The organism is Duganella violaceipulchra (assembly GCF_019166075.1).
Lineage (GTDB): Bacteria > Pseudomonadota > Gammaproteobacteria > Burkholderiales > Burkholderiaceae_D > Rugamonas > Rugamonas violaceipulchra.
On record NZ_JAHTGR010000196.1, the window covers coordinates 1 to 272 of the forward strand.

Below are 272 nucleotides of genomic sequence, written 5' to 3' on the forward strand. Positions count from 1 at the left end.
GCTGCCGGCGCCGGACAAGAGCGCCGTCGTCAGCCGTGCCTACGAGGCGCCGCAAGGAGAGATTGAAGAAGCGCTCGCGCAGATCTGGCAAGACTTGCTGGGGTTGGCGCGAATCGGGCGGCACGACCACTTCTTCGAGATGGGCGGACACTCGCTGATGGCAGTGCAACTGGTGTCGCGCCTGCGGCAAGTGCTGGATGTCGAAGTCGCCCTGCGCGACCTGTTTGCGCAACCGACGCTGGCAGGCCTGGCCAGCGTCGTCAGCCAAGCGC

General features: G+C 66.5%; 1 protein-coding gene. It reads left to right on the top strand.

Annotated features, from left to right (window positions below):
• The coding region (locus KVP70_RS33665) for a phosphopantetheine-binding protein (protein WP_217946771.1) at positions 1-272 on the top strand (272 nt) is incomplete at both ends.